General features: G+C 45.6%; 17 protein-coding genes. 14 read left to right on the top strand and 3 right to left on the bottom strand.

Going from position 1 to position 23,020, the window contains the following annotated elements; translation table 11 throughout:
* Positions 1 to 85 precede the first annotated feature (85 nt).
* From mglC to NST84_RS19035, 11 genes are all read left to right on the top strand, one after another.
* Entirely contained in the window at positions 86 to 1,093 is a 1,008-nt protein-coding gene (gene mglC, locus NST84_RS19085; RefSeq protein WP_042178067.1) for a galactose/methyl galactoside ABC transporter permease MglC, read from the top strand.
* An 855-nt stretch (positions 1,094 to 1,948) separates the two neighbouring features.
* Positions 1,949 to 3,391: a radical SAM protein gene (locus NST84_RS19080; RefSeq protein ID WP_342561745.1), complete on the top strand. Its 1,443-nt coding sequence runs from the start codon at positions 1,949 to 1,951 to the stop codon at positions 3,389 to 3,391.
* Positions 3,392 to 3,479: 88 nt separating this feature from the next.
* The gene (locus tag NST84_RS19075; protein ID WP_342561744.1) at positions 3,480 to 7,049 is read left to right on the top strand and encodes an ATP-binding cassette domain-containing protein; all 3,570 of its coding nucleotides are present in this window, start codon (positions 3,480 to 3,482) and stop codon (positions 7,047 to 7,049) included.
* A 239-nt stretch (positions 7,050 to 7,288) separates the two neighbouring features.
* Positions 7,289 to 8,221: a phosphotransferase gene (locus tag NST84_RS19070; RefSeq protein ID WP_342566473.1), complete on the top strand. Its 933-nt coding sequence runs from the start codon at positions 7,289 to 7,291 to the stop codon at positions 8,219 to 8,221.
* 52 nt (positions 8,222 to 8,273) lie between these two features.
* A complete protein-coding gene (locus tag NST84_RS19065) occupies positions 8,274 to 8,744 on the top strand; it encodes a hypothetical protein (protein WP_342561743.1) in 471 nt (156 codons plus the stop codon).
* A 122-nt stretch (positions 8,745 to 8,866) separates the two neighbouring features.
* Positions 8,867 to 9,343, top strand: coding sequence for a YiaA/YiaB family inner membrane protein (locus tag NST84_RS19060; RefSeq protein WP_342561742.1), 477 nt, complete (start codon positions 8,867 to 8,869; stop codon positions 9,341 to 9,343).
* A gap of 354 nt (positions 9,344 to 9,697) precedes the next feature.
* The gene (locus tag NST84_RS19055) at positions 9,698 to 10,258 is read left to right on the top strand and encodes a hypothetical protein (protein ID WP_342561741.1); all 561 of its coding nucleotides are present in this window, start codon (positions 9,698 to 9,700) and stop codon (positions 10,256 to 10,258) included.
* 424 nt (positions 10,259 to 10,682) lie between these two features.
* The gene (locus tag NST84_RS19050; protein ID WP_342561740.1) at positions 10,683 to 11,921 is read left to right on the top strand and encodes an ATP-binding protein; all 1,239 of its coding nucleotides are present in this window, start codon (positions 10,683 to 10,685) and stop codon (positions 11,919 to 11,921) included.
* Positions 11,922 to 12,152: 231 nt separating this feature from the next.
* Positions 12,153 to 13,292: a 5-methyltetrahydropteroyltriglutamate--homocysteine S-methyltransferase gene (locus NST84_RS19045; protein ID WP_342561739.1), complete on the top strand. Its 1,140-nt coding sequence runs from the start codon at positions 12,153 to 12,155 to the stop codon at positions 13,290 to 13,292.
* 261 nt (positions 13,293 to 13,553) lie between these two features.
* Entirely contained in the window at positions 13,554 to 14,768 is a 1,215-nt protein-coding gene (locus NST84_RS19040) for a PT domain-containing protein (protein ID WP_342561738.1), read from the top strand.
* A 182-nt stretch (positions 14,769 to 14,950) separates the two neighbouring features.
* Entirely contained in the window at positions 14,951 to 15,346 is a 396-nt protein-coding gene (locus NST84_RS19035) for a VOC family protein (protein ID WP_342561737.1), read from the top strand.
* A gap of 347 nt (positions 15,347 to 15,693) precedes the next feature.
* Here the strand turns inward: NST84_RS19035 and NST84_RS19030 are convergent, their stop codons facing one another.
* Together NST84_RS19030 and NST84_RS19025 are read right to left on the bottom strand one after the other, a co-directional pair.
* Positions 15,694 to 16,566: an IS3 family transposase gene (locus NST84_RS19030; protein ID WP_342566390.1), complete on the bottom strand. Its 873-nt coding sequence runs from the start codon at positions 16,564 to 16,566 to the stop codon at positions 15,694 to 15,696.
* A gap of 11 nt (positions 16,567 to 16,577) precedes the next feature.
* The gene (locus NST84_RS19025) at positions 16,578 to 16,871 is read right to left on the bottom strand and encodes a transposase (RefSeq protein WP_342561736.1); all 294 of its coding nucleotides are present in this window, start codon (positions 16,869 to 16,871) and stop codon (positions 16,578 to 16,580) included.
* Positions 16,872 to 17,769: 898 nt separating this feature from the next.
* Between NST84_RS19025 and NST84_RS19020 the strand changes: the two genes are divergently transcribed.
* Together NST84_RS19020 and NST84_RS19015 are read left to right on the top strand one after the other, a co-directional pair.
* Positions 17,770 to 19,734, top strand: a complete 1,965-nt coding sequence (locus NST84_RS19020) for a WG repeat-containing protein (RefSeq protein WP_342561735.1) — start codon at positions 17,770 to 17,772, stop codon at positions 19,732 to 19,734.
* A gap of 261 nt (positions 19,735 to 19,995) precedes the next feature.
* Entirely contained in the window at positions 19,996 to 20,754 is a 759-nt protein-coding gene (locus NST84_RS19015; RefSeq protein WP_342561734.1) for a CAP domain-containing protein, read from the top strand.
* A 96-nt stretch (positions 20,755 to 20,850) separates the two neighbouring features.
* Here the strand turns inward: NST84_RS19015 and NST84_RS19010 are convergent, their stop codons facing one another.
* Positions 20,851 to 21,828, bottom strand: a complete 978-nt coding sequence (locus NST84_RS19010) for a zinc dependent phospholipase C family protein (RefSeq protein WP_342561733.1) — start codon at positions 21,826 to 21,828, stop codon at positions 20,851 to 20,853.
* A 198-nt stretch (positions 21,829 to 22,026) separates the two neighbouring features.
* On the opposite strand from NST84_RS19010, the gene NST84_RS19005 reads away from it, so the two are divergent.
* Positions 22,027 to 22,971: a GDSL-type esterase/lipase family protein gene (locus tag NST84_RS19005; protein ID WP_342561732.1), complete on the top strand. Its 945-nt coding sequence runs from the start codon at positions 22,027 to 22,029 to the stop codon at positions 22,969 to 22,971.
* The last annotated feature ends 49 nt before the right edge of the window (positions 22,972 to 23,020 follow it).

Genomic DNA, 23,020 nt, shown 5'->3' with positions numbered 1-23,020 from the left:
AAGTCAGATGTGCTTCCGGTACAGCTGGTTCAGCTCACATTAGAATCGTAAAACTTCGCGTAACACTTAAGGAGGAACACTACTCATGGATGTAAAAAAAGCACAATCCTTTATAACCCAGAATGCGATCTATATCGTACTTGTTATTCTTATAATGGGAATTATCGTATACGAACCAAGCTTTATGTCGATTAACACTTTGCGTGACGTATTGATCCAGTCTTCAACCCGTGTCATTATCGCCCTCGGGGTGGCCTTCATCCTGATTACAGCAGGTACCGACTTATCGGCAGGACGCGTAGTCGGCTTCACCGCTGTTATCTCGGCATCGATGCTGCAAATCCCGGATTATTCCCGTCGTTTCTTCCCGGATCTGCCGCAGGTGCATGTATTGCTTCCAATCGTAATTGCCATCATTGCAGGTCTCCTCTGCGGCTTAATTAACGGGATCATCGTTTCCAAGCTCAATGTGCCACCGTTCATTGCCACTCTCGGTACGATGCTCATCGTCTACGGTCTGAACTCCCTGTACTTCGATATGGACCCGAACCAGTCCCAGCCAATCGGCGGTCTGCGTCCTGACTTCACCAAGATCGGCTCCGGCTTCATCGGCAGCGGCCAGTATTCGATACCTTATATCGTCATAATAGCGATAGTCGTCGCGGCCATTGTCTGGGTGCTGTTCAACAAAACCAAGCTCGGCAAAAACATGTACGCCATCGGCGGCAACATGCAGGCTGCCAAGGTATCCGGTATCAACGTATCCAAGAACCTGATCTACATCTACGCGATTGCTGGTGCCCTCTACGGTCTGGCTGGTGTACTTGAAGCAGCAAGAACAGGCGGCGCTACGAACAACTATGGTAACATGTACGAGCTTGATGCCATCGCAGCCTGCGTAGTCGGCGGCGTATCTACTACAGGCGGTATCGGTACTGTTCCGGGTGTACTCGTCGGGGTTATCATCTTCACCCTCATTAACTACGGTCTGACCTTTATCGGCATTAGCCCTTATTATCAATTGATCATTAAAGGCTTAATTATCATCGCTGCGGTATCGTTTGATATGCGGAAGTACTCGTCGAAGAAGTAGGCTTGGGAGTCTCGGTGTCTGGGCGTCACTCCCGTCACCCCGCCAAGGTGGGGAGAGCAGCAAAAAACGTTTGCTAGCAGTACATAGCAAACGTTTTTTGCTGTTTCGATTGCTGCGATCCGTAACAATACAAGCGGCACTAAACCATAGGGATAATTTAAGTGCTTTTAAAGATTTTTAATGATAATGATTAATATTTAAATTAATGCACCAGTTGTACTGCAAAGTCAAATAGGCCCTTATCATGGATTCATCTTCAAATAAAAGATGGTCGATTTCTCCTTGGTTTAATTGCTCTTTAAGCTCCGGTAGAGTGACTCCGCGGAATTGTTTCTGTTCCTCTTTGCCCGCTCGTGCCAGCGTGTAAGTAGCTTTCGTGTAGAAGAAATTGCATTTCATTAACGGTAGATTAAATCTCCGATTTAATGAAAATGCAGTTTTTTGCGTTTTTAGCTATAACACAGAGCTAATTGTTTATCGTTAGGCGAATTACAAGTATGAATGAGGTCCATCCCAGCGATGGGCTTTTTTTGTATTTTAAATGGTTTAATAAACAAAAAAATGAAAATATGATATTTATAACATTATAACCTCGATAAATAAACTAATATTAATTATAACTTATGGGAAAAAATCTCATAAATAATTTATTATTACATCTTCAGATTCCCAGGGTTAAGCATAGAAAGGGAGGTGGAATTATGAAAAAACCGGTAATTATTCATCCTTCGTCTGTAAAACCTAACCTGGATCCATTGACAACCAACCGTCCTTGTTAAGGATACCAAACCGGGGATATCTGTGAACCAATAAGGTTCATGGATGTCCCTTCTAATTTACATTGGAGGCTAAAATATGGAGACTCTTTTTAAACAGGCACCTAACTTGATTCGATATTCTATAACAGATGATTATTATTATATGTATAACGCTTTATATGGGAATGGAAGGATAGTCTCAAAGGAGTGTAATGATTTTTTTGATAGCCGCCAAACAGTTTCGAAAAATGAAATATTAAACTATTTCGGTGAGGAAATGTTTAATGAGCTGCTGCAATTGAACTACTTATATAAAATAGAGGAAGATGAACGGGCTTTATTAGAGTGGGAGCTGGATCAAAGACAGCAAGAATTACATACAGGAACATACTTTGACAGGGTACATCTTTCGACAACCAACAAATGTAATATGAGTTGCAGCTATTGTTTTTGCAGCACTTTCGATTATAATGATTCCGGTCAGCAGACAGACACAGACATGGTAAGATTTCCGCAGCAGGCAATGTCTTTCGAAGTTGCAAAAGAGGCCATTGAAAAATCAATTGAAACCATTCGCCAGAATGGGAAAAACAAACTGTCTGTTGAATTTTTCGGCGGGGAGCCTTTTTTGAACAGTAAACTTATAGAAGAAGTATTAACATATTTTGGTGACGGTATAAATAGAGGAGTCATTTTGGAATATGGAGTAACGACAAATGGTTCATATCTGCCTTCCAGCATTTTGGGACTGTTAGCTGAGCATAAGGTGCGTGTAGCAGTCAGCATTGATTATATTGATTATCTCACTGGTGAGTTTCGCGGAGAGGGCAACAATTTAATAAAATGGAGTACTCTGGATAAAAATATCGGCAAGCTTAGGGATTTTAATATTAATATTGAGCTGCAGTCGGTAATGTCCGAGGAAACCTGGGCTCATTTTAATTACGAACTCATAGATTACGCCAAAAAGATGGGAATTAAAAGCATTGAAATTATCATGTCCTTTGATTTTGAATTTTATAGAAAATTCGGTTCTATAGAGATTGCTGAACGGATTTTGGCTGCGTATGATTATGCCAAGGCTCAAGGAGTCTTGTTATCGGGTTATTGGTATCAGTCTTTCTGGGGGATTGTTCATCCGGATGAATGGATGGAAAGAAGAGCCTGGAAAACCTGTCCGACCATTGGCCGGCTAATCAGTATCGAGCCTGATGGTAATGCATATGCCTGTAAAACGACTTCCAAAAAGTTAGGGAATACAGATTCGTTTCAGGATATTTTTTCCAGTGAGGCTTATCGTTACTATGGTATGAGAGCGTACTCTAATTCCACTGGCTGTATCAATTGTGAGCTGGAAGGATTCTGTTCAGGCAATTGTACAGGAGCTGTTGAAAATGAATTTGACGACATCTATAACTACGATGAAGCATACTGTAAAACAATAAAGCACATTGTCAGAGGTCTGCTCGAACGTTATTTTGAGGAGATCAGCGTGCAATTGCCTGAGGCTGAAAACAGGACAGATTACATAACAACCTAAAAACATACATCCAGGCTCCATCTTTACCGGATGGGGCTTTGCTTGATTATGCTAACCAATTCCGTTATATATTGAAGGGATGAATAGATTGACTAATTTGGATCATAGCTGCTCCCTGGAGGAGAAATCAAATCCTATTCAAAAAATATTTTTCAATTGGACACGTCCTTTTATAAAAAAGGCAATAAGTGAAAAGCAGCCGATGAGTGCTATACGTGAAGCGTGCTTGGTTATTCCCTCGACCTACGGGACAAGTAAGTTTAAAGAAGAATCCGGATTTGTCCGGAAACAAAAAAGTGTAAAGCCCTTGATAATTCATATCATACGACAGCTGAAGTTCTCCTTTCTGGCTTACGGGCTGCTTGCGCTACTTACGCTGGCTCTACAGTTCTCTGTTCCCTATTTTTTTCCCGGCATCCTTCGCTCGATTATTGACAATAGTTCGGAGGCGCACGGAAAAGCATGGGGAGGAATTATCCTGTTTGTGGTGCTTCAGATGTTGAAGGTAATCTCCAATTCTCAATTTTTGCATTTTCGCTGGAAGTTAATAACTTCAATCGAGTTTGGCTACCGGAATATTCTTTTTAATAATATCTTGCGGAAAAAGGATTCAGGCAGGCATTCAGGACAGCTGATTGATTTGTACGGAAATCAGATTAGCTGGTTTAGAGGTATAGTCTGGGTTATAGACGGCCTGAGTAATGCAATCGGGGTGTTATGCGGGGTCACTCTATTGGTTTGGTATTTGGGAGCGGGCGGATTCATGGGATGTATACTGCTATGCGCTGCTCCGATGTTTACCCGGCTGCTCGGCAAGCTGAATCAGGTGGATACGGAGTTAAGCCAAATAAATAGTAAAAGGCTTTATAATATCAATGATTTTCTCATTAAGTATAGAGAAGCCAAACAAATGAATTTTACAACTTACCTGATTTCCAGAATTAAGAAAGAGCGGTTGCGCCAATCGGAAATTCTACATAAAAAAAGTAAGCTGCAAATTATATTAACACTAATGAATTATTCTTTGATACCACTGATTGCCATGATCTGCATCAGTTTTTCCTCGTTAATTGGATATCCCCTCAGTATCGAGAAAACGATGGCATCCTTTATTGTATTTGGCCTGCTGGACCGTTGTATAAATGATTTTCTGGTTAGCCTTAATACAGCCAGACAAGGTCTTAAAGCAGCTTCGCTAGTACAGGAGTATACAAGTCTGGATGAACTGGGGGTGGAAGAAAGCGGTTATGTTACCGTAGAACCTGAAAGGGTCTTAATGGAGAAAGCGTCATTCCGTACTTTCACAGAGGGTAGCCGGATTTTACTTAATGACATAAGTTTAAATGTTACGCCAGGACAATTGGTTATTATAGTCGGAGAAACGGGTTCCGGGAAAACTGCTCTACTGCGTTCAATCTCAGGTGATTTAGAATGTATAAAAGGGGAGATGCGCCATGTTCAGCATTGTGAAGAGGTACTGGATGATACCCCGTTGTTTCCGGTGAGCGTTAGGAATAATATTATATTGAGTAAGCCTTACGAAGAGGCGCATTATCAGAAAGTTATAGATTTATGTCAACTGGGCAAGGATTTGGAACAATGGGATGATGGTGATTCTACTGTTATTAATACGGATATGGTCAATTTATCAGGAGGACAGAAAAAAAGAATTTTGCTGGCCCGGGCCGCATACCAGAACGCGCCAGTCGTATTGCTTGATCAAGTCTTAAATTCTCTGGATCTAAGAGTCAGAAAAAATGTGCTTAAACAGCTTATTCTGGAATATTGGAAAGATTCAACGAGAATTATGGTGGCTGCGACTTTAGATTATGAATTATTTGAGCAGGCTGATCAGGTTATCGTGATGAACCGCGGGCGCATTCAGAATACCTTCCAGAAGAATCATTTAGATTATAATAAAATTACAGAATTTATTCCGGTCGAGTACAGTAGTCCGCTGAGAAATGAAGAGAGGGCAGAAGAACGGCTCAAAGAGCAGGCTGTGCAGCAGAAAGAAAGGGAAGATGTACAGTTTGAGAAGAAGCAATCCAATCTGCGAATTTTAATATATTACTTTTTAGCGTTAGGAAGTAAGCCGTTACTGATCCTTTTTGTATTCTTATTTGTTTTAGCACAGATAATCGATGCCGCATCCATATATATCGTACCGCGCTTTGGAGGGGATATAGCGAACCCCATTTTTTTCTCGGCTATATATTTTGGTATTGCTTTTTTGCTGGTCATAACAAACATTATTCGTATTAGCATCATTTATCTGGGCAGTATCAGGGCTGGTGAAACACTGCATCAGAATTTATTACAGAGGGTAGCCAATCTTAGTTTTTTACAATTCAGTAAACAGGAAAATGGAGCTCTATCGGCCCGTTTTTCCAATGACATGAAAGTAATAGATATGGATATGAGCGGTTATGTCAGTAATCTGTTAGAATCATTTTTTAAAATTATTACTGCAGCCCTGCTTATAGCCTATTCGGATGCTTATATGATTCTTGTTCTGGGTGTCTTTTTATTCTTTTTTAACAGAATTCAGAAGGAGGTCCGGGTTACAGGTAAGATTACATCTAAAATAGCAAATGAAGCCCACGAGCCATGTCTTGCTCTTCTGAAAACAGCGGCGGCAGATTCCAGTTATGTGAGGAGGAAAAGGCTGCAGGCTTTTTTAACGGCAAGTTGGACCGAAAAAATCTCTTATGCCCAAAATGCTGAATATACAAGACAATCTGTTAACAGGTATTATTTGTTCTGGATGGAGGTTGCAGGGTATATCACATTTTCTGCTTTCCTAATTCTTATGAGTGTAAAGGGTTTTTTGGGAAACTCAGCTGTAATTTATGTTACCTTAACCTATACATTAACTGCTTTCTCTAATTTTGAGGTTCTGCTCCGAGATCTTCGGCATATGGAAATTGGTACGAATTCTCTTGAAAGAATTTTGGGGCTTGGAACGGATAGACCGAATGAAGGTTCATACCTGTCATCGGGCTCGGATACATACGGGGGGCTGACTATCCGGAATTTGAGCGTTCGATATAATGATTCGAAGCCTCTCATTTCGGGATTGACATTGAAACTTGAACAAAAAGAACACTTATTGATTAAAGGCAGAACGGGGAGTGGAAAGTCTACTTTATTTTACTGCCTCATGCAATGCATGGATTATGATGGGGAGATTCTGCTTGGGAGCATTAATGTTAAGCATATTCCAGAAAGCATATTAGCAAAAAAAATCATAACATTGCCCCAACGGCCGATGCTCTACCCCGGAACCCTTAGAGAAAACTTAGATCCTGAGCAGCAATGTATGGATCAGGAAATATGGTCCATGCTTGATAAGTTAAATCTTAAAGGCAGAATAAGCTCTCTTGAACAAGATATGACTACTGAACAAGACATGTTTAGCCAAGGAGAAAAGCAGTTGCTTAATATGGGAAGATGTTTGCTGCTCAAGCCGGAATTATTATTAATTGATGAAGCGACAACAGACCTTTATGGATCCAGAGAAGCGGATTTATATAGACTGCTGCGCAAGGAATTACCTGATACAATGGTCATCGGAATTTCACACAAAGAATCCCAATCCGATTTTTATCAAAGCATTCTGGATATTGAGGATATGAAGCTTAAAAAGTTAGGATGACTAACCGGATTTCTGTAATGCAATAAAAAACAGCCCTTTTGAATAATCGAAGGGCTGTTTTGTATGTTTATTTTTATAAAGACCTTATTCAACATCATATCAGAACGGAAAGAAACAGTCTATATTTTTTTCAGGGAATATTATACAGTGGGGTAGCCGGCAATACAGACGATTAGGAGTGTTGTTCAATGAATGTTAACCTTAGCAGCCACCTTGACCCCGATGCATTGCAGAAGTATATGAGTAAGGTGTTTGGAAGCTCATATTTAGTTTCGAGTGTGTCCAGAATGCAAGGCGGTGCCCAAAAGGTAGTTTATAAGGTAGACTGCGCGAATGGATTCAGCTGTGTACTGTATGTGTGGGATCTGGCTATGAATTTTTTTCAACAAGAAATAGAGCAAAATAATATCAATGCACGGTCCTACGGCAGTGATTTATTTGCATCCAGTAACAGATTCTTGAAGGAGCATTCCATCCGCACGCCGGCGCTTTACGATCTGAATAATGAAAGAACAGACTATACATTTGATTACGCTCTGGTTGAGTATGTAGCCGGGCAAAAAGCAGAAGCCTATTTCAGCCATCCGAATCCAGCAGTTAAGGAGCATGTTTTGCAGCAGATCGGGAGTCTGGTTAACGCAATGCACAGTATTAAAAGAAACACTTTTGGCGCACCAGAGCAGCATTACAATGAGAGTAACACCGGGCAATGTCATTTGCTGCTTCTGGAAAATGCGAAGCTTCAGTTGGCTTACGCAGTGCAGCATATCGATGTTATTAACGCTAACCAGGAGAAACTGCTGGATAAGCTGCATGAGCTTGAGGAAGCAATCAAACCCCGTTCAGACTACGGGCTGATCCATGATGAGCTTGGTCCCGACCATATACTGGTGAACGACAGGCTGGAGTCTTATTTGATCGATATTGAGGGAATGCGCTTTTTTGATATCGAGCATGAGCACAGCTTTCTGGAATTCAGATTCAATGAGCACTACCGTTACTTGAAGAACGATTACCTTGATCCTGACCGGCTGCGGTTTTACCGGTTCCACCATCATATATCTTTAATTTCGGGCGGGCTGAAGCTGCTGCACCGCGGCTATCCGGATCAGGAATTTTCCAGGGGGCTGGCAAAATATCATACAGAGCTGGCCATGCGGTATATAGAGTGATTTGTGGATTTTCAAAGTTAATAGAGAATAATGCAATAGGGGCGTGGCGATAATGGCCGATATTTTTAATAACATAGAAGTAGTACTGGGGCAGAGTCTTTTTTGTAAAGTTGAACATCACATTATCGTTATAGACGGCGTTTCTCTTGATGCATTGCTGCATAAACATTATCCCTCATACAATCTTGAAGGATTAATTCGGGTGATGCCGGACTGGCTTGATGTTCCAGGGGAGAAAGGGTTTATTTTATCAAGGTACAATTGCACCAGTGGTGAGTTTATCATACCAATATTGATGTGCCCGGACGATTGTGATTTGAGCTGTACGGTGGTGGTTGCACATGTAGTCCGGACGGGAAGCAGAGTGGCCTGGAAGAAGCTTGGTATCGATAGGAGCAGTAGGACAGATATGTTATCTGGCTATGATCATATTGGAACAACGGTGGACTGGTTGGATAAAATTCCGGAATTAACCTTCACAGAATCCGATTATACTTCTCAATTCAGCAATATTTATCGTTAACACGGGTGCATCCTAGATTGAGCGGGAGAAAAGTAAATTATGGTAGAATTTTACCGAACTTTCAGGGTATAGTGGAGGTGGAATAGTGCATTCCATATTGCAGTGGGGGGAGAGATCAGCAGATGAATCAAACGTACCGCAAGCGTAACACGACTGCCTTCACGTTGGCCTCTTATTTTGCCTTGGCGGCCGGACTTTTCTTATTCTGTCTGGGTGTCTACAACGACACTTGGGAGCTGAATGTGAAGGGGTATTATATTCTGTGCATGGTGCTGATTACGATCAGCTGTATTGTCATGCAGAAGGTCGTCCGGGACAATACGGAAGATAGAGAACTCCGCCTGGAAAATCCGAAGCACCGGATGAGAAATACGGCCGCTTTTACCGGTATGGCCATTGCAGGGCTAGTGATCGGTTACGGTATGTTCTTTATTGGCCTTTATAACGCTCCATTTCAGTTAAATGTAAAAGGGTACTACATCGCCGTTATTCTGCTGATTTCGTATAGTGCCATCGGCGTGCAGAAAGTGACCCGGGACAACGCTGAGGATAAGGATATTCTGGCCGAGCTGGAATCCAAAAGGGATTATCAGGGGTAAGCCGGACGTGTCCAAAGTGTGTTGCTTATAACAAGAAATAAAGGAGTTAACGTATGTTGCTTACTTTCGAAACTTCGGAAATCAATTAGTAAATAAAGAAGAAGTAAAGGGATATTTAAGTTTTCGGAGGAGATAGCCATCGACTATTCGAACCGTCATGTATGGATTGAAGCTGAATTATGGGAAGAAACTTCGTGGGACTGTAACGATTGTAATACAGATGTCATTGTTGTATTCCCAAATCGCTCTAAATGGATTGCAAGCTTTTTTACTTACCAAAACATTGAATCGTTAAGGCAAAAAAATTTACTAACCGGAGAATGTATGTACGGATCATATTTTTGGTCCAGCGATATGGTTTTAATTGATGTTATCAGCAGAGAAAGAATAGAACAACTTATTAACCATTTAATTGAAAATGATCACTTTCAATCGGTGTTTAATCGTTACCCTGATGTAAATGGGGAAGAAGATGAAAACTATCCTGCTGGATATTTTATTATAGATAGACCGTTTAACCGTCCCCGTTATTTTGTTACCAAAGAAGCCATCGAAAGTCTGACAAAACAACTAAATTTGATGAAGCTGTCTGAGTATTCTCAAGACTGGGAAATCGAGGCGGCAGAATCATCCAGGGTTACTGAATTTATTAATTATTATGAAAGCCTGAATACCCCGCTTAATGGCGGTGAAAAGTTTGCTTTAATGAAATTAATCCTTTCATCCTTCGATGATGCACTCAGTGGCGGGGAGGACAATAAGGAACTTTGGTTTAGAATCAAAGAACACTTAATCAGTGATCTCGATATGTTCCGGGAAACCATCCGTTACTGGGCTTTGGCAGATGAAGATTTTGAGGATGGATTCGAATTAATTCCTTATATGAGAGAACTTGTGGTGAAGTTCAGCCTGTAACTAATACAGTGGCTAACGACTACACTGGTGATCATATTTTCATGGCTGTTGATGCATCAAAAGGAAGCTATGACTACGGGAATGATCCGGTATAGGGAACGGTTGAAGCAGTCAAACAGAACGAGCTGTATGAAATTGACGCCTACCGTTTCTACTTCTCCGATCCGATCTCGGTAGAGGGTCAGATTGAGGATATTGCCGATATGATGGAAGAACGGACCGCCACAAATTCCCGCTAAGAGGCCGCTTTAAACCAAGCTCTATTTTCACATCCAGTGAGAATAGGGCTTTTTTATATCATAATCAACATAATCTTTAATCTTAAGGTATAAAATTTCCAACAATTGCTCTAGGAAAAGTTAATACTTTTCTTATAATGGAAGAATAGAGATAGCTTTAGCACAACTGAGAGGACGTTAAATTTTTGTTTGAAACCCTACTATTAAACTTTCTGTTTATTTTGTTTCCGGTACTGATTGTTGTTATTTTTTTCGAAAACAGAGCCAACCGTTACAACAACAAAATACTGGTGATTATGTCCGCAGTCACGATGATCCTGTGCATTGCCAAGCCGATTAAGCTGGAGATGGGCTTTATTTATGATCTGCGGTATGTTCCATTCATTCTTGTGGCGTTATTCGGCGGGTACAGAAATGTGCTTCCGTTATACCTGATATTAAATGTATACCGGTTATATGTAGGCGGAGCCGGGATTCTTCCGTCCTTCCTGTTCTCCACAGCGGTGCTGCTGATAGTTCCATTTTTAAGCAAATGGTTTATCAGGCAGAGCGCCAACCGGCGGATTGTATCGGCAACCTTTATTGCGGCGCTGACAATGGGTATCTATCTGATTACCCTTGGAATGATGAAAGGGACGCTGGACAAGCAGTTCTGGACCCTGACGTTCTATGCCCTGACGACGCATGTCGGTGTAATGAGCATCATTATGATTCTGATCGAGCAGATCATCACCAATATCCGAAACCGTGACCGGATTCTCCAGTCGGAGCGCTTGAATGTGGTCAGCGAGCTGGCCGCCAGTGTGTCCCATGAGATCAGAAACCCCCTTACGGTGACGAGCGGTTTCCTGCAGCTGCTCAACAAATCCACCAACATTTCGCCTGAGGAAAAAGGGTACGTGGAGCTGTCCCTGCAGGAGCTGAACCGGGCTGAGAAGATTGTCAGCGACTATCTTTCTTTTGCCAAGCCGCAATCGGGTAATATGGTGCACTCTAACATGCTGGCTGAAGCAGAGTATACCAAAAATATCATCATGCCCTTTGCCTCCATTCATAAGGTTGGCGTTCAGTTTCAATTCAGCAATACGCTGAATACCAGCTATGACAAAAATCAGATCCAGCAGTGCCTGATCAACCTCTACAAAAACGGGATAGAAGCGATGAAAGAGAAGGAAGGCGGCACACTGACGATCCATATTTCAGAAAATAAGCAAAATATCATGATCAGCGTCCGGGATACCGGGGTTGGCATGACCAAAGAGGAAATTTCCCGCCTCGGTAAGCCATACTATTCCACTAAAGAGGAAGGGACCGGACTGGGAATGCTCATGGTTTACAGCACGGTGAATAAGCTCAAAGGAATCATTGAGGTGGAGAGTGAAAAGGGCAAGGGAACAACCTTCCTGATTACAATTCCGGTCTGAGGCCGGTTTCCGGTAATCCATTCCCGCTAAGTGACAGAAACGTCACTTTACCCTCTGCTACTTCGATGGCTGCAGGCGGAGAGTCATTTTTTTCATCCTGAATGCAAATTCATTAATAAAATGCTGTTATAGCTATTAATTATAACGGATGATAGTTGATTAGTAGAACTATATAACTGAACGGATATGCTATAGTAGCTGTACTAATTGAACTGATGAGGAGATTAACCGATGAGCACTCAGACCGAACCATTGAAACGTACCGTTACTCCATTCCGCTATGATATTGTAGGCAGCTTCCTGCGCCCCGCCGTTTTGAAGGATGCCCGGTTAAAATATAAAAACGGTGAAATTACCGCCGCCCAGCTGAAAGAAGTTGAAGACGCTGAAATCGTCAAGCTCGTAGCAAAGCAAAAAGAAGTCGGCCTCCAGGCTGTAACTGACGGTGAATTCCGCCGTTCCTGGTGGCATCTGGATTTCTTCTGGGGCTTTGACGGTGTTGAGCAGACCTTTATTGACCAGGGCTATCAGTTCAACGGAGCCCAGTCCAGACCGGAAACCGCCCGTCTCAGCGGCAAAATCAGCTACAGCAGCCATCCGTTTGTCGCCCACTATTCCTTCCTTAAAGGCATTGCCGGCGATGACGTGGTTGCCCGCCAATCCGTTCCGGCAGCTGCCCAGTTCCTGTTCGAGCTGGACCGTGCGGAAAATAAAGAAAGCACCAGCGCAGTTTACCCGAACCGTGAAGAGCTGCTGGCTGACACAATCAAGGCTTATAAAGGTGCGGTGCTTGATCTGTATAATGCAGGCTGCCGCAGCATTCAATTCGATGACTGCACCTGGGGCGCGCTGTGCGACGAGCAGTTCGTAGCAATCATGGAGCAGATCGGCGTGAATGTGGCTGACTATGCCAACGAGCTGGCCCAGGTGAACGCTGCCGTCGTAGCCGGCCTGCCGGAAGATCTGGTTGTAACGACCCATGTATGCCGCGGTAACTATGTATCGACCTATGCCGGTGTAGGCGGCGGTTATGAGCCGATCGTGCAGACCCTGCTTGGCATCGACAATTACTCCGGCTACTACCTGGAGTTCGATACCGACCGTGCCGGGGATTTCAAACCGCTGCGTTTCCTGAAGGAGAACCAGCAGGTTGTGCTTGGCCTGTTCTCTTCCAAGTTCGGCGAGCTTGAGAACAAGGAAGATATTCTCAAGCGGATCGAGGAAGCCAAGCAGTACGTCGACCTGAACCGGATCTGCCTGAGCCCGCAATGCGGCTTCGCTTCCACCGAAGAGGGCAATCACCTGACTGAAGAGCAGCAGTGGAACAAGCTGGCTTATATTAAGGAAATTGCTGACGAGATCTGGAGATAAGATTACTATCCCGCTATAAAGGGATTATTATAAGTTTGTGCAAGCCGTACGGGATATTCCGTACGGCTTAGCTGCGTTCGGGAGAAGTCGGAAGCAGGAATATTCCTGTGCGCCGTCAAATTTTGTTAGAACAGCCATACTGCTGATGGTTATATACCCTGACAGGTTTTTCCGTGACTAAATATGTCCGGAACAGGCAGCTTTTTAACGGTCTCATGGTGGATGGATGGTTGAGATTGAACCGGGGAGATAGAGGAGCTTATGGGGATTTTGAAAGCTGTACAAGGGGTGGCTGTATTTTTCATTGTGGGCATTATAGCTATATCTTGTAGCAATCAGGAAACACTTCCGGGAGATGCACAGGTAAATAACGCGGCTTCTGACGGGAACATGGTTGAGCCAGCGATAGAACCAGTGGCAGGACCGATGGTAGAGCGAATGGCAGAACCCACAGTAGCACCAACAGTAGCACCAACAATAGAACCAACAGTAGCACCAACGCCTGGCCAGCGCCAGGAACCGTGGGAGGATTATCTTCACTCGGTCGTCGAGCGGCGGGAAGAATATCTGTTTTTTGCTGAGCAGAAATTCGAGATTAATCTGCAGGAGCAGGTAGAGCAGGGTGATATTACTTTAGTGGGCGATGAATCAAAGTATTTTTTTTCAACGGGCTCATATAGATCCGCTTATTTTATCGATTTTGACAAGGATGGGGTAGACGAGCTTTATGTAATTACCTGTGAAGGCTCGATCCGTCAATATTATGGGCATATTTATAAACGGGACGGAGAGGTTTACAGCTGGATTGATACTTTTGAAGGGGGTATTATGCCTTATGAATATAATAATGAGATTCATTTTTTGGATATTATAGCTGACTTTGAAACGAAATTTACCAATGCGGTTATTGAATATGAAGCAGAGGGGTTAACCTTCAAACCGGTAAAGACACTGGAAGTTAACTATACTTATGAGGTATCTGCGCTTCCGGAGCCTTGGTCAAACGTCATCAGCAGCGCCGAGCTAGATACCTTGAATGAATATGAAATACTTAAATCACCTGATGCTACAGTTACCAAACTGACCGAACAACCCGCTTATGACGTACAAGTAACGGATGAAAAGAACAATAATACATTTAAATTTACTGTTCAACTCTGGTTAACTACTGTAGGGTATGCACCAAATTACTGGGAGATCATTGCAGCTGATGAGGATACACGGCAATTCAAAGGTATGGATCAGATCAATTCGAGAAAGGCAGGGGGTAAAGATAATGAAATTAATTACGGTTTAAAATTCTATAAAGACGCTGCTTCCGGTCAGATGTTCCTGCTAAAGATATCCAGTCCGTTCTTCACTATAGGAGTCCGTAAAGAAGGGGATCTAATCTTAGAGTTATTCCGGTTTAATGAGAACGATGTAGAACAGATTGAGGAGGTGCTGCTGGAGCCGGAGGTTGAAATCATAGAATGATGCTAGCTTTACAGTACGCAGGGGGATTAGCGGGAGACTCGGCAGTGAGCAAAAAAAATGACATCGCTAACACTGTGCCTGATTGCCTGTCCAGTCGTTAACATAGTTATAGTTGTACTAATGGTGAGCTCGTGGTGGTAACCTGCGGATGAAGTAATCCAATTTGAGGGAGGCAGTTAGTGATGATAAATTTGGGTGCATTAAACGTTGATGTAATTACGCTGTTTGTTGAGGATCTGCATAAGAGCAAGCTGTTCTATCAGGAGGTATTCCAGCTGTCAGCTGTGTACGAAGACGAGGTATCAGCAGTATATAATTTCGGAAACATGAGTATTAATCTGCTGAACATTTCCGAGGCCTCCGGCCTGATTCAACCGGCAAAGCCTGCCGGCCCGGAATCCGGATCACGGTTCCAGTTTACGATCCAGGTGGAGGATGCGGATGCAGCAGCCCAGCAACTGGCACAGCAGGGAGTTGAACTGCTGAACGGCCCTTTGAACCGGCCATGGGGAGTGCGCACCCTTGCTTTTGCAGATCCGGCAGGCCATATCTGGGAGCTTGCGCAGCAGCTGGTTTGATTAAGGTACCGATTCTTGATTAGCGGACATTAAGTGATGCGCTTGAATAGCGACCAGTCGCTAAACTGGCCTAGTGCTGTCGTACATTATAATAACGAGCTTACCCCCAAACATTACAATTTTGCGCTCCGAGATTCTACTCGGATGCTCGAATTGTGTTTCACACGTATGAGCAATACTTGGTTCTAATACCTCGTGATGCTCCAATATGACGGAACTAGCGAGTCGTTTTTACTGGTGGAAATTTCTAACGGACAGAGGAGCCGCTATTTGCTGATTTTTCGCTTTTCTGCCCGCCTAACGGACTCAGTGTGCTTAAGTCAACAGAGTGGACACGGTAAAAAGGGTCAGTTGGCACGTTTAAGTGTGCTGTAATACTGTGACTCAAAGCGATCCGGGGAGAGATAACCTAGCTTACTGTGTATTCGTTTCCGGTTGTAAAAGAACTCAATATAACGGAACAGATGGTTTGCAGCTTCTTTCTGAGTTTGGAAGGTCGCCCTACGGTAAATCATTTCTCGCTTAAGAATGCTGTGGAACGATTCAATGCACGCATTGTCGTAGCAGTTTCCCCTGCGACTCATACTGCGAATCATATGGTACTCTTTTAACTTCTTGCGGTATTCTACGGAGGCGTACTGGCTTCCCCGGTCCGAATGGTGAATGACTCCCTTGTCCGGTTTCTGGGCTGCGTAGGCCTTGTCTAGCGCCGCAGAAACCAACTCTACTTTCATTCGGTTTCCGAGCTGCCAACCCACAATTTTACGCGTGTACAAGTCAAGAACACTCGCTAAATAGACCGTGCCTTGGCGCGTACGGATATAGGTAATATCTGTAACCCAAACTTGGTTAGGTTTTGTGCACACATCAAAATGTTGGTTTAGCCAATTCGGAGCAATGGGGGAGTCATGGTTTGAATCTGTGGTTTGGACTTTAAATCTTCCCATCGCCTGGGAGCGGAGCTCATGTGCCCGCATGAGTCTACCTACGGTTTTTTCACCAACCGAGAGTCCTTCTTCATGCAGTTTTCTGGTGATTTTTGGACTGCCATAAATCGCATCATTGTCATGAAAGTGATACTTAATACGCTCGACCAGATAGTCCCGGCTCTGCTTCCGTTTACTAGGAGGGGCTGTCCGCCATTTGTAATATCCACTTCGGGATACACCGAGTACGCTGCACATCTTCTCGATCCGGAATGTTGAGCGGTGCTCCTCAATAAACTGAAATTTCAGCTCCGGTCTTTGCTGAAGATGTGCAACGCTTTTTTTAGGATAGCGACTTCCTCTTCGAGATCTTTGTTCTTTTGTTCTAGCGTTACAATCTGTTGTTCTTGAGTACGCAGCTTACCACTTCCTACAAACGGTTCATCGGGGAACTGCCGGTAGGTCATCATCCAGCTCTTGAGAGTCCCCTTGGGAATATTAAGTTCCAGGGCAATCTCGTCCATGGATTTTCTTTGTTCCTGGATATACTTCACCGTTTCTTCTTTGAACTGTTTGTTATATCGCTTCCGTTCCGCCACGGTTACCACCTCTTTTAGAGTTTATTCTATTATCTTGGGTTGGATTTACCGTGTCTACTTATTAGTCTAACTCACAGATGCCGTTATTCATGCTCTTAAGCCCCACTTTGGGCAAAAGTGCGCCAAATAACGCCGCTGGTGTCCGTTAGAATATGAACATGCCCGAAATCCCACGAGTAAGGTCATCTGAGTCCGTTAGAGAAGTTTCGGGAATGAGTACAGGATAGATTTCTGATCCGCAGTCATATTATTTTATCTGACAGTAATATTGTTTTATCGAAGGTAGCAGGTAGCTCAAAAATTAGTGTAATAAACGTGCCCAATCCATCTCTGAAGTCTTTTAAACTGTAACTACGCCTAAACACCTCCGGTATCTCATTAGCATCTGTAGACGTGGACCGTCAGGAAGTGTGATTAGACAATTGCTGACAGCCCATAGGGCATCATAATTCCAGTCAAAGACCAAGGGCAGAGCGCAGCTGCCCTTAGCTTTCGGCCAACACCCGCCAAAGGGTGTTTTTGTGCTGTTTTTGATCTTCCCAACGAAGAGGATGGGAGGGACGGAGCGGATTTTGGAACTGCAGGAGCGTAGCGTCCGCCTGAAAGCTTTCCGCAGGAAAGCTCGCTACGGAAGCAATACTGTCTTCGGATTTCACCCGCTGACAGCGGTATAAATAAAGGAAATCCGAAGACAACAGCGGCCGGAAGTCCAAAAACCGCGGAAGTCCCGCATAATCCTCGCAGTCCGCAGTCACACCCGGCAATTCCTCACATTCCCGCAACCATAGCTCTACATTCCGCACTCCCGCATTCTTTTTTACCAACCTGGCACAAAAACACCCTTTCCCCCTCAACTTCATACGCTATAGGCAAAAGCCTTTATAAAGGAGCGACGGGCATGCTGAGAATTAAGCTGAATGAGCTGGCAAAAGGAAATGACAACGGTCTTTTGCAGACGGAAGTGTGGAAGTGGGACGGGATCGGCTGGAATGAATACGTGGCCCAGCAGGAGGAGGATTTCATCCGCGCGGATGATGAGCTGTTCGTAACGCTTCCCGCCGAGGCGGGGCTGTACCGGGTGGATTACTTCGTCAAGCCGCTGGAGCCTCTCATCACATTGGGCATAGATGCTGCAGACGGTCTGCGGGCAGAAGTGCTGCATCCGGCCCCTTTTAAAACCAAAGAAGGTACACTGTGGGGATACATCAACAATGAAGGACGGACTGCAATAGAACCCCGGTATGAGTATGCCGAGGATTTTCAGGATAACGGTCTGGCGATCGTGCAGCGCAAAAACAGCAGCGGCCTGATTGACAGCAGCGGACGTGAAAAAGTCAAACCCTATTACTCCTTTATCGCACCGTTCGCGGAAGGGCGGGCTGTCGTTTCTGATGCCAAAGGCTATACGCTGATTGATGAAAAAGGCAGGGAAGTCACTGCGGCGCGGTACGATTATCTGAATTCGCTGCATGAGGGGCGGGCGCTTTTTTCCAGGCAAAGTACTACTGCAGGCGGCTCGCGTTACGGATATATTGATGCACAGGGCAAGGAAGTGTTGCCTGCCGTCTATTTGGATGCGGGCGACTTCATGAATGGAACTGCCCTGGTAAAAACCGCTGAAGGCGAATACGCGCTGATTGATCCGGCCGGCAAGGTGCTGCATGCGTACAAACACGCTTTTGTGGGGAACCCGGGTGACGGGCTGCTGGCCTATCAGGAGACGGAGAACGGCAAATACGGCTACCTTAACCTGGATGGGAGTGTCGCAATTAAGCCGCAATTTACGGCTGCGCTGCCTTTTTCGGAAGGGCGGGCCGTGATCAACACAGCGGAGAATTACGGGAATGCCTACGGGTTGATCGACAAACAGGGCAAACAGATCATTCCGGCCACCTATTACGAGGTACAGCAGCTGGGTGAGAACCGGGTTGCGCTGGGAACGCCTGTCTATGCCGACCAGCCTTACCGGGGCTCACGATATGTGATTGCAGATGCTGTAACCGGCAGAGTGCTCAGCAATCATCCGCTGCTCGGGGTGAACAATTATCAGCACGGGCTGGCTTCCGTCTACGATGCCAAGGATACTTATTTTATCGATAAAAGCGGGAAAAGAGCATCCCAGCCGCCGGTTATCGCCGGGTCCGGTACCTTATCCTTCAGCGGCAGCCTGATCCGGGCGGATGTTGATCAGCGCACAGCGTATTATGACCGCAGGGGCAAGCAGGTATGGCGGCAGAACGGCGTCATTCCGCTCCGGCCTCCATACTCTGTACTGGAGAAAAAATATAAACCGAACAGGGATTATCTCGTTTACTACCCGGTCATTGAAGGCATCGCAGACATTGAAGTGTCCAAGGCCGTTAACAGCAGGCTGCGCAGCCTTTCCAAGGCCGAAGGGGTGGGCAGCGGCGGGACGTCGCAGGATTTCAGCTACACCGGGGATTTTGCCGTAGCATTTTTCCGTAAAAATCTGCTTGTGCTGGAGCTTAACGGTTATAATTACCCGTTCGGCGCAGCTCATGGCATGCCTACCAAGCTGTATGAGCATGTCAATCTGCGCAGCGGCAGATTTTATAAGCTCAGTGATTTGTTCAAGCCGGGCAGCAGATACGTCGAAAAGCTCAGTGAGATCGTCGGCAAGCAGATCGCTAATGATCCGCAGTACTCTTATGTTTTTCCGGATACGTATAAGGGCATTACAGCAGACCAGCCGTTTTATGTGGATGAGGATGCGCTGTACCTGTATTTTGCACCTTATGAGATTGCTCCATACGCCGCCGGCTTTCCGACCTTCCGGATTCCGTATGCAGAGATTATGGGCCTGATCTCGACAGAAGGTGACTTCTGGCAGTCTTTTCATTAACAAAACAGACAGCTGTACCGATAAATAGAATAGCAAGCATTAGCATGCAACGCAGACTGCTTCCTGTAGATCAGGTGGCAGTTTTTTAGGTATATAGGCCGGACAAGCCTTTCTCTGAATCTCGCAGTGTAAAAAATTAGCAACGCACAGCTGATAGTTTTATGCTACAATGACTGAGGAAGAAATGACAACTTTGTAATAAATGATTCAGCACAGTTTCAGCACTGTACACACAACAAGAACAAACAAGGAGATGGCATAATGAAGAGCAAAACTGTAAAAGCAATGATTGGTGGAAGCGTAGCAGCGGTGATGGCGCTGAGCATTTCTCTTCCGTTACAGGCGGATGCAGCCAGCGGAACAACTACAGCAGCGAACACTACAAGCTTTGCCCAATTCATGCAATACTTCACTAAATATAGCAACAAGGAATTTTCTTTTAACGGAAATACAGTAACAGTAACGAAGTTTAAAACACCGGTTGTACCTCAGAATACCGCAGCACCGGCCGCAACTGCCAAGCCTGCTGCAACAGCTGCACCTGTAGCGACTGCTAAACCAGTAGCTACAGCTAAGCCAGCAGCAACACCTGCAGCCACTGCCAAGCCAGCCGCAACTGCAGCACCGGCCGCAACTGCAACTACTGCACAGGCTTCTTTTGTAAAACAGGTAGTAGACCTGGTGAATAAAGAGCGCGCTGCAGCCGGACTGTCTCCTGTGTCTGCCCTGGACAGTCTTAACAAGGTGGCGGCGGCCAAGGCGACAGATATGCGTGTTAACAACTATTTCTCCCACACTTCGCCGACGTATGGATCACCTTTTGATATGATGAAGTCCTTTGGCGTAACGTACCGGGCAGCCGGTGAGAACATTGCTATGGGCCAGAAAACACCTCAGGAGGTTATGACGGCCTGGATGAACAGTGCGGGTCACCGTGCCAACATTCTCAGTGCTAACTTTAATTATATCGGAGTAGGGTATGACAACAACTACTGGGTACAGGAGTTTATCGGGAAATAAGCTGCATAGTTAAAATATAAAGGACTGCCTAGATGAGCCGCGAAAATAGCTCACTCCAGCGCAGTCCTTTTTTTGGCGGAATCCCGTAACGGATGTTCAGGAAATGCCTGCCTCCCAGATCGGTTCGGCATACTGATTCTTCAGCCGGCTGCTGCATTCTTTGCCTGTATCGTAGGAACGGTCACCCAGCACCAGCCTAAAATGCTCCAGTGCCCGGCTTCCTTCCGCTGTTGACGGGCTGTTCAGCCAAGCAGCAAGCGCCCGCAGGACAGTCCGCCCTTCTGCCAGCGCCTGCTCCCACAAATCCCAGACACTCTCTGTGCGCACCTCGGAGTAGAGGGCGGAATGCCGCCACTCGCCACGCTGTTCGTTCAAATAATCCAGCTGCTCCTCAGCAGGGGTCAGCGGCTGTGAGAAGAGCCGGAGGGCTTTGCCGCGCAGCAGGGATTTCTTCCAGCCCTTCGGATCGTAGAGGAACTTATGGGCCAGCAGCATATCGAGATAGGCTTCATCCCACATCTCTGCAGGCAGTCTGCCGGTTTCCGGATACCAACGCAAAGCCGTTTCATGCAGAATACTGTGGACATTTACAGGCAGGTGGGAGCCGACATTGATTCTTTTCCAGGAGGCATGCTGCCAGGTATTCATCTGCTTCAGTGACTTCATGAACAAAGTGTCCAGCACAATCTCAAAACGCTGGTGATTACGGTGCTTGTAGCCTGCTTTCCAGTTGATATAGGGATGAAGATTGCGGTCAAGCAGATGGTGGGTGACGAATCCGAGAAAATATTGCTGGGCTTCCCGCCGCTCCCCGTCAGGCAGGGCCATTGTCCGCTCCCAGAACTCGATCAGCACCGGGCCGCATTTCTCTGTATGCATGATATCACCGAGCCGGAGGGCCCGGTTTTCTTTTTTCCAGGGAAGAAAGCTGTGATACAGCAGAATATCCGGCCCTTGGCAGCCCAGCTGGTACAGCTCGGGTGAGGTTTTAATGTCTGCCAGACAAGCAATTTCCCCCTGAAGCTCCTCCGCAAGCTGCTGTCCGTACTCCAGATGCATCCAAATGTTAGGCATTCGTGTCCACCCCTTAAACGCTTAGTTGTCTCCAGCATACAGCCTTAATATTAAAAGAAAGTGAAAAAGGGTTAACGGCTTTGTAATGCTAGCTGCTTATTTGCAAATTGTGTATAGAAGAATTATGTTTATTTACATACGTTAAGAAGTTTGTAAAATGTGGAACAATGGAGAATAGAGGCATACGGAGGGATTGCTGTGAAGGATTCGAAATGGACCTGGCGGATAGTAAGCCTGATTTCCATAGCGGCTACACTTCTTTTAATTGTGGGGTTTGTGTATGCAGCAAACGATATTATTAATCCGCAGGGCGAAACGCTGACCAGCTCATTGCCGCAGGAGAGCGCCACACCTGCGCCGGCTGCAGCAGATAAGCTGAAGATACTGGCGCTGGGCGACTCCCTGGCCAAAGGCACAGGCGACAACAGCGGCAGCGGTTTTGTCAGACGGACGCTGGACGGCTTAACCGAAGGCGGAGGCCAGGCGGAGCTGCTCGGGAATATGGGGATTAACGGGCTGACAACGGCCGGACTGCAGACCAAGCTGCAGGAGGAGGGCGTCCAGTATGCGCTGCGGCAGGCGAGTGTGGTGCTGGTATCCATCGGCGGCAACGACCTGTTCCGGGGCTCGGATCTACTGGGAACCGGAACAGGGATGCAGACAGAAGAGGGAGTACAGGCGGAGCAGGCTCCGGCCGGCGATGCTGAGGGCGACACCAGCGCAGCGCAGCCCGGCGGTATTCTTGACGGAAAGCCGAGCGCGCTTGTTACCTCTACCCCGAAGCCAAATGAAGATGAATTGACACCGGAAGCGCTGCTGGCTGCCCTGCCGGATGCGGCAAAGCGGCTGGGGGAGATTCTGGAGACGATTGCAGAGATCAATCCGCAGGCGCAGGTTTACTATGTGGGCTTGTACAACCCTTTTGGCGATATTGAGGATTTGCTTGTGCCTGGGAATCAGGCGGTAACCGCCTGGAACAATGCCGCAATGGACATCATCAACACGCACAGCAATATGACGCTTGTTCCGACCTTTGATTTGTTTAACCGCCATCTGGACAAGTATCTCTCGAATGATCATTTTCACCCGAACGGCGACGGTTACCAGCGGATCAGCGAACGGATTGTACAGGCTATACGCTAATAGCAGAATGCAATCCAACAATATGAGACATGAGCGACAGCAAGGAGTT

The sequence above is a fragment of the Paenibacillus sp. FSL R7-0345 genome, assembly GCF_038595055.1.
Classification (GTDB): domain Bacteria; phylum Bacillota; class Bacilli; order Paenibacillales; family Paenibacillaceae; genus Paenibacillus_AQ.
This window is presented reverse-complemented; position numbering and strand designations above follow the sequence as displayed.

Bases quoted from the DNA above. Each gene is read 5' to 3' on its own strand.
- NST84_RS19060 (WP_342561742.1), top strand. From the start codon at position 8,867: ATGAATCAAACGTACCGCAAGCGTAACACGACTGCCTTCACGTTGGCC.
- NST84_RS19040 (WP_342561738.1), top strand. From the start codon at position 13,554: ATGGGGATTTTGAAAGCTGTACAAGGGGTGGCTGTATTTTTCATTGTG.
- NST84_RS19035 (WP_342561737.1), top strand. From the start codon at position 14,951: ATGATAAATTTGGGTGCATTAAACGTTGATGTAATTACGCTGTTTGTT.
- NST84_RS19065 (WP_342561743.1), top strand. From the start codon at position 8,274: ATGGCCGATATTTTTAATAACATAGAAGTAGTACTGGGGCAGAGTCTT.
- NST84_RS19070 (WP_342566473.1), top strand. From the start codon at position 7,289: ATGAGTAAGGTGTTTGGAAGCTCATATTTAGTTTCGAGTGTGTCCAGA.
- NST84_RS19080 (WP_342561745.1), top strand. From the start codon at position 1,949: ATGGAGACTCTTTTTAAACAGGCACCTAACTTGATTCGATATTCTATA.
- mglC (WP_042178067.1), top strand. From the start codon at position 86: ATGGATGTAAAAAAAGCACAATCCTTTATAACCCAGAATGCGATCTAT.
- NST84_RS19010 (WP_342561733.1), bottom strand. From the start codon at position 21,828: ATGCCTAACATTTGGATGCATCTGGAGTACGGACAGCAGCTTGCGGAG.
- NST84_RS19020 (WP_342561735.1), top strand. From the start codon at position 17,770: ATGCTGAGAATTAAGCTGAATGAGCTGGCAAAAGGAAATGACAACGGT.
- NST84_RS19045 (WP_342561739.1), top strand. From the start codon at position 12,153: ATGAGCACTCAGACCGAACCATTGAAACGTACCGTTACTCCATTCCGC.
- NST84_RS19015 (WP_342561734.1), top strand. From the start codon at position 19,996: ATGAAGAGCAAAACTGTAAAAGCAATGATTGGTGGAAGCGTAGCAGCG.
- NST84_RS19055 (WP_342561741.1), top strand. From the start codon at position 9,698: ATGGTTTTAATTGATGTTATCAGCAGAGAAAGAATAGAACAACTTATT.